This is a genomic window from Pseudarthrobacter sp. AG30, assembly GCF_003116525.1.
In the GTDB taxonomy this organism is placed as follows: Bacteria; Actinomycetota; Actinomycetes; order Actinomycetales; family Micrococcaceae; genus Arthrobacter.
The window spans coordinates 35,768-42,877 of sequence record NZ_QEHL01000024.1; the positions used below are offsets into that span (position 1 = coordinate 35,768).

Below are 7,110 nucleotides of genomic sequence, written 5' to 3' on the forward strand. Positions count from 1 at the left end.
GGCGCGTGACCCGGGTGAAAGGGTGGTTTCCGTGGTGAGCAAACAGGACACCGGGCGCGCGACAATCAGCGAGATTGCCCGCGAGGCCGGCGTATCCGTTCCCACCGTGTCCAAGGTGCTGAACGGGCATGCGCACGTCGCCGCGGAGACCCGGGCGCGGGTGGAGGAAATCATCGCCCGCCGCGATTACGCGCGCCGCCCGGCCAAGCGCCGGCAGAAGGCCGGCCTTGTGGACCTCGTGTTTCCCGGCCTGGGCTCGGAATGGGCCTTGGAGATCATCGAGGGCGTGGAGCGGGTGGCGCAGGACGCCGGATACGGAACCGTGGTGAGCAGCCTGAGCCTGGACGGGTCCCGAATCCGGCCCTGGTTGGCAAACCTCGCGGAGCGTAAATCCGACGGCCTGCTGATGGCCGTGTACCAGCTGGACGCCAAACAGATCCAGCGGGTGAAATCGCTGGGGATCCCGGTGGTCCTGATCGACCCCGTGGGCCAGCCCGGACCGGACCTGATGACGGTGGGCGCGGCCAACTGGGAGGGCGGCTACTCGGCCACGGAACACCTGCTCAAGCTGGGGCACAAACGGATCGCCATGATTGGCGGACGCGAAGACCTGCAATGCAGCAGCGCCCGCGAGGACGGCTACATCTCCGCGCTGCGCCGGGCCGGCATTGCGCTGGACCCGGCCCTGATGGTGCCGGGCAACTTTTCCATCGAGGCCGGCGAGGCGGCCACGCGCAAGCTACTGGAACTGCCGGACAGGCCGACGGCGATCTTCACCGGCAACGACGACCAGGCACTGGGCGCCTACCGTGCGGCGCGCTCTGCCGGGCTGCGCATCCCGGAAGACCTGTCCATCATTGGTTTCGACGACATCCCCGCCGCCGAATGGGTTGAGCCGGGCCTCACCACCATCCGGCAGCCGGTGGTGCAGATGGCGGAAACCGCCATGCGTGCCCTGCTGCGGCACCTGGACGGCGACGAGGAACTGCCGCAACGGATCGAGCTGGGCACCGAACTGGTGGTCCGCGGATCCACGGCGGCCCCGCCAACACATTGATCCGGTGCCGCCCTTATTAGGCTGGAGCGATGGATTATGTACTTCGACGGGCCACTCCGGAGGATGCCGAGGCCATCGTGTTGATGCATACGGCCGCGCACGAAGAAAGCTACGGACACCTGCTTTCGCCCGGATTCTTTGCTGAGCGGCGGCGCTCAATCCCGGAACGCGTGGCCCGGCGTCGGCCGTATCTTGAGGCTCCCCACCCGCGGATCGTCGCCGAGGACGCCAACGGCGAGATTGTAGGCCTTGCCGACGCCGGCCCGCCGCGCCAGGAAGACAGCCCGTTCGCGCTGGAGCTGTACTCGATTTTCGTACTGAAGCGCGCACAGGGGAGCGGGCTGGGGAAGGCCCTGCTGGAGGCCGCCCTGGGCGGTTCGCCCGCCTACTTGTGGGTTCTTGAGGAGAACGTCAAGGCGCAGTCCTTCTACCGCCGCCAAGGCTTTAGGTTCGACGGCGGTCGCGGCAACCTGCCGCCGGAGTGGGAAAGCGTGCCGGAACTGCGGATGGTCCGGGACCGGCCCGCGGGCTAGCCGGCTTTGTGGGCGTCGCGGACGGCGGGCGGGGTTTGTCCCTGCATGACCCAGCGGTTGCCGTCTGGGTCGCTGAAGTAGGCGAACAGGACGCCGCCCAGGTCCTGGATTTCGCTGATCTCGGCCCCGCGCTGCACTAGTTCATCGCGGACGGCCGGGAGGTCCGGAACCACCAGTTGAAGACCTTCCAGGCTGCCCGGAGCCATGGCGGTCATGCCGGTTCCGATCACTACCGAGGCGGCAGAACCTGGCGGCGTCAGCTGGACAACGCGCATGCCGGGGATGTGCTCCACGTCATGGTCCAGCACAAAGCCCAGCTGTTCGGTGTAAAAAGCTTTTGATTTCTCGACATCGGAAACCGGGACCTGGACCACTTCGAGGCGCATCTGCATGCGGGCAACTCTACCTTTGCCCATGCCAGCGGGGGAACGGTCGTCCGGCGCAGGTCCATTCGCCCTCCGGCCGTATTGTGACGCGCGGGAAGCCCGCTTCCTCAAGGTTCCCTCAAGACTGGCTGAATGTTGGCCGAGTATCCACGGCGGCGGCAAATCCGCACGTCATGGGGCCGTAGGCTCAGCGGCATCGAGCTTTGCAGGGCTTAGCAGAAGGCCCGGCAGAAAAGGGGTGCCGACTTGCTCGGCGTCCTCATCATTGGGGAAGAATGTCCGACTACCAGACCCTCTTGGGGGCTGCTCAATCCGCGCCGGCGCCGAAGCCGCCGCGGAATCCACGCGCTTCGACGTTTGCCATCGGAGCAATTACCGCCATCTTCATGCTGTTGGGCGCACTCAGCGGCGGTGTTGGAGGCGCCCTGATTTTCCTCGGCATCTCCGGTGCGCTGACTGGTCTTTACGTCGTGCTCACTGGAAGGCGGTCCTGGGCCTGGCTGCCGGCGAAACGCAAGGCCGGCGCCGTCGCCATAGCCGCGTCCTTCGCCCTTCTCATCGGTGGTGCCGGGGCGCTGCCCCGTGTCGCAGGCGCGGACCTTGAGGCCGCCTCCGCGGAAAGCAGGGCTACGGCGAGGGCAGCGACAGCGAGCGTCACTGCGCCGGCCGTGGCGGCGCCGTCGTCCATGCCCACTCCTACGCCCACGACTGGGGACACCGGCGAGCCGCTGGACCCGGACACCCCCAACGCCGTAGCGGCGGGCGTCTCCGCGGCAGCGCCCAACCCGCAGCCCGCCTACGCCACCAAGGCGATCGACCTGCTTGCAACGCTTGCCATCAAGGGCCGCGCGCCGAAGACGGGCTATGACCGGGCGCAATTCGGGCAGGCATGGGCGGACGTGGACCGGAACGGTTGCGATACGCGCAATGACATCCTCCAGCGGGACCTCACCGGCATCACGTTCACGAACAATGTGCCCTGCAAGGTGCAGTCCGGCACCCTCGCCGATCCGTATACCGGCACCACCATCGGTTTCGTACGCGGATCCGCGACGAGCACCGCCGTGCAGATCGACCACGTGGTGGCGTTGAGCGACGCCTGGCAGAAGGGGGCCCAGCAGTTGACCGCCGGGCAGCGGACGGCATTCGCGAATGACCCGCTGAACCTGCAGGTGACTGACGGGCCTGCCAACCAGCAAAAGGGCGACGGTGACGCCGCCACCTGGCTGCCGCCCAACAAGGGGTACCGGTGCGAGTACGTCGCCCGGCAAATTTCCGTGAAGGCCACGTACGGGTTGTGGGTGACCCAGGCGGAGCACGACGCGATGGCACGGATCCTGGGCGACTGCACCGGGCAGCTGGCACCGACCAACCAGCAGGCGCCGCCGCCCGTCGCTGCCGAGCCGGCACCTTCCGCCGTTGCGCCTGCTCCTGCAGCTCCCGTGCCGGCTCCGGTTGCGCCGGCGCCTGCTCCGGTTGCCCCCGCTCCTGCTCCGGTTGCCCCTGCTCCTGCTCCTGCTGCGCCCGCCCCCGCGGCGGCTGTGTACTACGCCAACTGCACTGCGGCGAGGGCCGCAGGAGCGGCGCCGATCTACGCGGGCCAGGCCGGATACCGGCCGGCGCTGGACCGCGACTCCGACGGCGTCGCCTGCGAGTAGGGCTCTTGCCCGGGATTCGCCGGGCTCTCTTTCCACCATCACCATCACGCATTCCTAGGGGGAATCATGAAAGAAAACATCGGGCCTGCCGCCGGCAGGTTGAAGAAGACGCTGGCCTTGGCTGTGTTGACCGGACTTATGTTGACCGGCTGCGGCGGCGGCAAGCAGGCTGCGGTGGAGCCCGCCTCCGCGGCATCGGCGACTGCCACGGTGGAAGCCTCCGTCACGGTCCCGGGAGTTGTAGGGCTGACCCTGGACACGGCGACGGACCAACTGGAGAAGCTTGGCTTCAAGGTTGACGCGGCTGACTCTGTTGACGGCAAATCGATCATCGTGAAGAAGGACTGGCAGGTGCTGACCCAGGACCCTTCCAACGGAGCCCAGGCAGCAAAGGGCTCCACGGTGCACCTTGGCGTTAAGTCCCTGGAAAAGATCGCCACTGAAAAGGCTGCGGCCGAGAAGGCTGCAGCTGACAAGGCAGCTGCAGAGGCCGCCGCGAAGGCCGCCGCCGCGAAGGCCGCTGCCGACAAAGTCGCGGCGGACAAAGCGGCATCGGACAAGGCTGCGGCTGATCAAGCTGCTGCTGCCAAAGCGGCAGCAGACCAAGCTGCCGCCGCCGCGGCTCAGCAGGCGGCGCAGGCGCCTGCTCCCGCGGCCGTTCCTGCTGCGCCGGCGCCGGCGGCATACTTCGCAAACTGCACAGCCGCTAAAGCGGCCGGGGCGGCCCCGCTGTACAGGGGGCAGCCAGGTTACCGGTCGGCTCTGGACCGCGACGGTGACGGAGTTGCCTGCGAGCGTTAGAACCGCGAGCCGTGGAAGCCTTCCTTCTCGCGAAGGTTTCCACGGCATTCCTGTATTTGGTCAGAGTCGGATCACCGGCCACGCCGGATACCCCAAGCCTCGGATGCCTTGAGTCCCTGCGTTTAGGTTGCGCGACCGGGCACCCACGTCCATCCGGATTAGGACTCGTGCGCTGCCTTGGCGGCGGGCGGGCGCCGGGAAACGAGCACTGGACCCTTGGCATGGTGGAGGACGGCATGGGCCGTCGAACCGATGCTTCCCTTGATCAGTCCGTGGCCTTTCGTCCCGACGACGGTGAGGCGTGCGCCTTGGGCTGCGTGCAGGATGGCGCGGGGTACAGAGGTGTCGGTCAGGAGCTGCTGTTCGACCATAAGCCCGGGCGCCAACTCCTGCGCCTTGGCAACAGCTGAGTCCAGCAGGGCCTCGGCCGCGGCACCTGGGTCAACAGGGTCCCGGACAAGCCGGTAGCCGGCCGGAACCGTCCGGACGTGGATGATGACCAGCCGGGCTCCCGACGAGGCGGCCGCGGTGCAAGCATCCTCAAGTGCCGCGGAGGACTCCGGGTCATCAACGGCGACCACCACGGGGCCGTCAGGGTCTTCGCCGGGCTTGATCACAGCCACGGGACACGATGCGGTGGCTGCCATCTCGAGGCTGACGGAGCCGATGAGCAGGCCCATGAATCCGCCGAGTCCGCGGCTGCCGAGGACCAGCATGTCCTGGCCAGCGGAGAGCCTGGGCAGATTGACGTTGGGGCTCCCGGACAACAGACTGGTCCGGACTTCCACATCCGGGGCGGACTGGCGCGCGTGGGCGGCGCCCTCCTGCAGTGTTTTTTCCGCCGCGGGCTGGAGCCCGCTGTCCTTGATGCCGGGGACTGGCCCCAGGTTCTTCGTCAGCAGCGGCCACAAGGTGCAATGCACCAGATGGAGGGGAACCTTGCGCCGGGACGCCTCCCTCGCAGCCCACCGGACAGCCAGTGCAGCCGGCTCCGAACCGTCATAGCCCACGACAATGGTTTTGGATTCCACAATGCCCCATCCTCCGGTCCCGGCAACCACGGCGTCGTGGAATGCCCGGGTCTATTTTCTATTGCCGAGCCTGTGGCGGGCCAGGGGCCAATGTCCCTCGACGGACAGCATTGTTTGCGCTGACAGCCCTGCACCCGACCCCAAACTGCCGGCGGCGAGGTGCGGGAAAAGCTTTTGATGCGTACCGCCGGCATACGTTAGAATTGACCAATCAAGGGGAGTACTCCCGTCTGTGGTTGGCCCGTCAATACGGATGCAGCGAAGCATCCCGGGCCGTCAGCTCCGGATCAGTCCGGGCGGAGGAGACCTTGGCGTAATAGTCAACGCCGAACCCTTGGAGTACCCAAATGCAGGTAACACCACTGATCTGGATCATCACCCTTGCTGTGACAGTCCTCTTCTTCGTTTACGAGTTTTTCGCGCACGTGCGCAAACCCCATGAGCCTTCCATCGGTGAATCAGCGCGTTGGTCGGCCTTCTACATTGGGCTGGCCCTCCTGTTCGGAGTTGGCATCGGCCTGGTGTCCGGATGGTCCTACGGCGGCGAATATTTCGCCGGGTACCTCACCGAGAAGGCACTCTCGATCGATAACTTGTTCGTCTTCCTGATCGTGATGAGCGGGTTCGCTGTCCCGAAGAAGTACCAGCAGAAAGTGCTGATGATCGGCATCGTCATCGCGCTGATTCTTCGGGGCGGTTTCATCGCCATCGGCGCCGGCCTGATCGAGAACTTCTCCTGGATCTTCTACATCTTCGGTGCGCTGCTGCTCTTCCTCGCCTACAAGCAGGCTTTCGGCAGCCACGATTCCAACCCTGCTGACGGCAAGTTCATGCAACTGGTGCGCCGCGTCCTGCCGATTGCCGACGAATACCACGGCGACAAGCTCACAGTGAAGCAAGGCGGCAAACGCTTCTATACCCCCATGATGCTGACCATCATTGCGATTGGCTTTGTGGACCTGATCTTTGCCGTTGACTCCATTCCGGCCATCTATGGGCTTACCAACGAGGCGTACATCGTTTTCACCGCCAACGCCTTCGCCCTCATGGGCCTGCGCCAGCTGTTCTTCCTGATCGGGGGACTGCTGGAACGCCTCGTCTACCTGGCCCAGGGCCTCGCCGTCATCCTCGCCTTCATCGGCGTGAAGCTTGTCTTCCACGCACTGCACGTGAACGAACTGGCCTTCATCAACGGCGGCCAGCCGCTCCTGTGGGTCCCCGAGATCCCCATCTGGTTCTCGCTGCTGTTTATCGCTGCCACCATCGCCGTTGCCACGGTTGCCAGCCTCCTGAAGACCCGTGGCGACAACGGCGGGAGAGGCCGCCATTCTGTGGACGGCGGACCGGCTGCGGCATCCGCGGATGACCGGGAGGCGGATGGGCAGCCCGACGAAGCCCCACGCCACGCGGCTGGCGCACCCAAGTCATCACTGTGACTCAACGCACAAGACGGAGATCCGGCCGCTAAGACGGCCCTCAAGTGCCGGCGGCCCCCGAGATCCGCGCAGCTGCAAGGATTTTGGGGCCATCGGCCACCGGACAAGTCGGATTTGCGGTGGGGTTGGTGGGCGTGTATTGTTTTCTGAGTCGCCGCCGCTGATGCGGAAAGATAGCGGCGAAAATCCCCTTCTGAACGGCCTGGAA

The 7,110-nt window shown here is 66.0% G+C and carries 7 protein-coding genes; 5 read left to right on the plus strand and 2 right to left on the minus strand.

Going from position 1 to position 7,110, the window contains the following annotated elements; translation table 11 throughout:
- Positions 1–31: 31 nt before the first annotated feature.
- On the plus strand, positions 32–1,057 hold the full coding sequence (locus DC347_RS18455) for a LacI family DNA-binding transcriptional regulator (RefSeq protein ID WP_109863988.1): 1,026 nt from the start codon (positions 32–34) through the stop codon (positions 1,055–1,057).
- A 29-nt stretch (positions 1,058–1,086) separates the two neighbouring features.
- Positions 1,087–1,590, plus strand: a complete 504-nt coding sequence (locus DC347_RS18460) for a GNAT family N-acetyltransferase (RefSeq protein ID WP_018762294.1) — start codon at positions 1,087–1,089, stop codon at positions 1,588–1,590.
- Here DC347_RS18460 and DC347_RS18465 read toward each other — a convergent pair.
- Entirely contained in the window at positions 1,587–1,982 is a 396-nt protein-coding gene (locus DC347_RS18465; protein ID WP_109863989.1) for a VOC family protein, read from the minus strand. The genes DC347_RS18460 and DC347_RS18465 overlap by 4 nt on opposite strands.
- Before the next feature lie 269 nt (positions 1,983–2,251).
- Here DC347_RS18465 and DC347_RS18470 point away from each other — a divergent pair, with 269 nt between their 5' ends.
- Together DC347_RS18470 and DC347_RS18475 are read left to right on the plus strand one after the other, a co-directional pair.
- Complete coding sequence (locus tag DC347_RS18470; RefSeq protein ID WP_206073964.1) at positions 2,252–3,634, plus strand: DUF1524 domain-containing protein; 1,383 nt, start codon at positions 2,252–2,254, stop codon at positions 3,632–3,634.
- 66 nt (positions 3,635–3,700) lie between these two features.
- Positions 3,701–4,435 (plus strand): excalibur calcium-binding domain-containing protein, encoded by a 735-nt coding sequence (locus tag DC347_RS18475; protein ID WP_109863990.1) that lies wholly within the window; start codon positions 3,701–3,703, stop codon positions 4,433–4,435.
- Positions 4,436–4,593: 158 nt separating this feature from the next.
- Here the strand turns inward: DC347_RS18475 and DC347_RS18480 are convergent, their stop codons facing one another.
- Positions 4,594–5,466 carry a universal stress protein gene (locus tag DC347_RS18480; protein ID WP_368665764.1) on the minus strand — a complete coding sequence of 291 codons (873 nt, stop codon included), beginning with the start codon at positions 5,464–5,466 and terminating at the stop codon, positions 4,594–4,596.
- Positions 5,467–5,813: 347 nt separating this feature from the next.
- Between DC347_RS18480 and DC347_RS18485 the strand changes: the two genes are divergently transcribed.
- On the plus strand, positions 5,814–6,902 hold the full coding sequence (locus DC347_RS18485) for a TerC family protein (protein WP_109863991.1): 1,089 nt from the start codon (positions 5,814–5,816) through the stop codon (positions 6,900–6,902).
- The last annotated feature ends 208 nt before the right edge of the window (positions 6,903–7,110 follow it).

Excerpts from the sequence above, each read along its gene's own strand:
- DC347_RS18470 (WP_206073964.1), top strand. The coding sequence starts at position 2,252 with ATGTCCGACTACCAGACCCTCTTGGGGGCTGCTCAATCCGCGCCGGCG.
- DC347_RS18485 (WP_109863991.1), top strand. The coding sequence starts at position 5,814 with ATGCAGGTAACACCACTGATCTGGATCATCACCCTTGCTGTGACAGTC.
- DC347_RS18465 (WP_109863989.1), bottom strand. The coding sequence starts at position 1,982 with ATGCAGATGCGCCTCGAAGTGGTCCAGGTCCCGGTTTCCGATGTCGAG.
- DC347_RS18475 (WP_109863990.1), top strand. The coding sequence starts at position 3,701 with ATGAAAGAAAACATCGGGCCTGCCGCCGGCAGGTTGAAGAAGACGCTG.
- DC347_RS18460 (WP_018762294.1), top strand. The coding sequence starts at position 1,087 with ATGGATTATGTACTTCGACGGGCCACTCCGGAGGATGCCGAGGCCATC.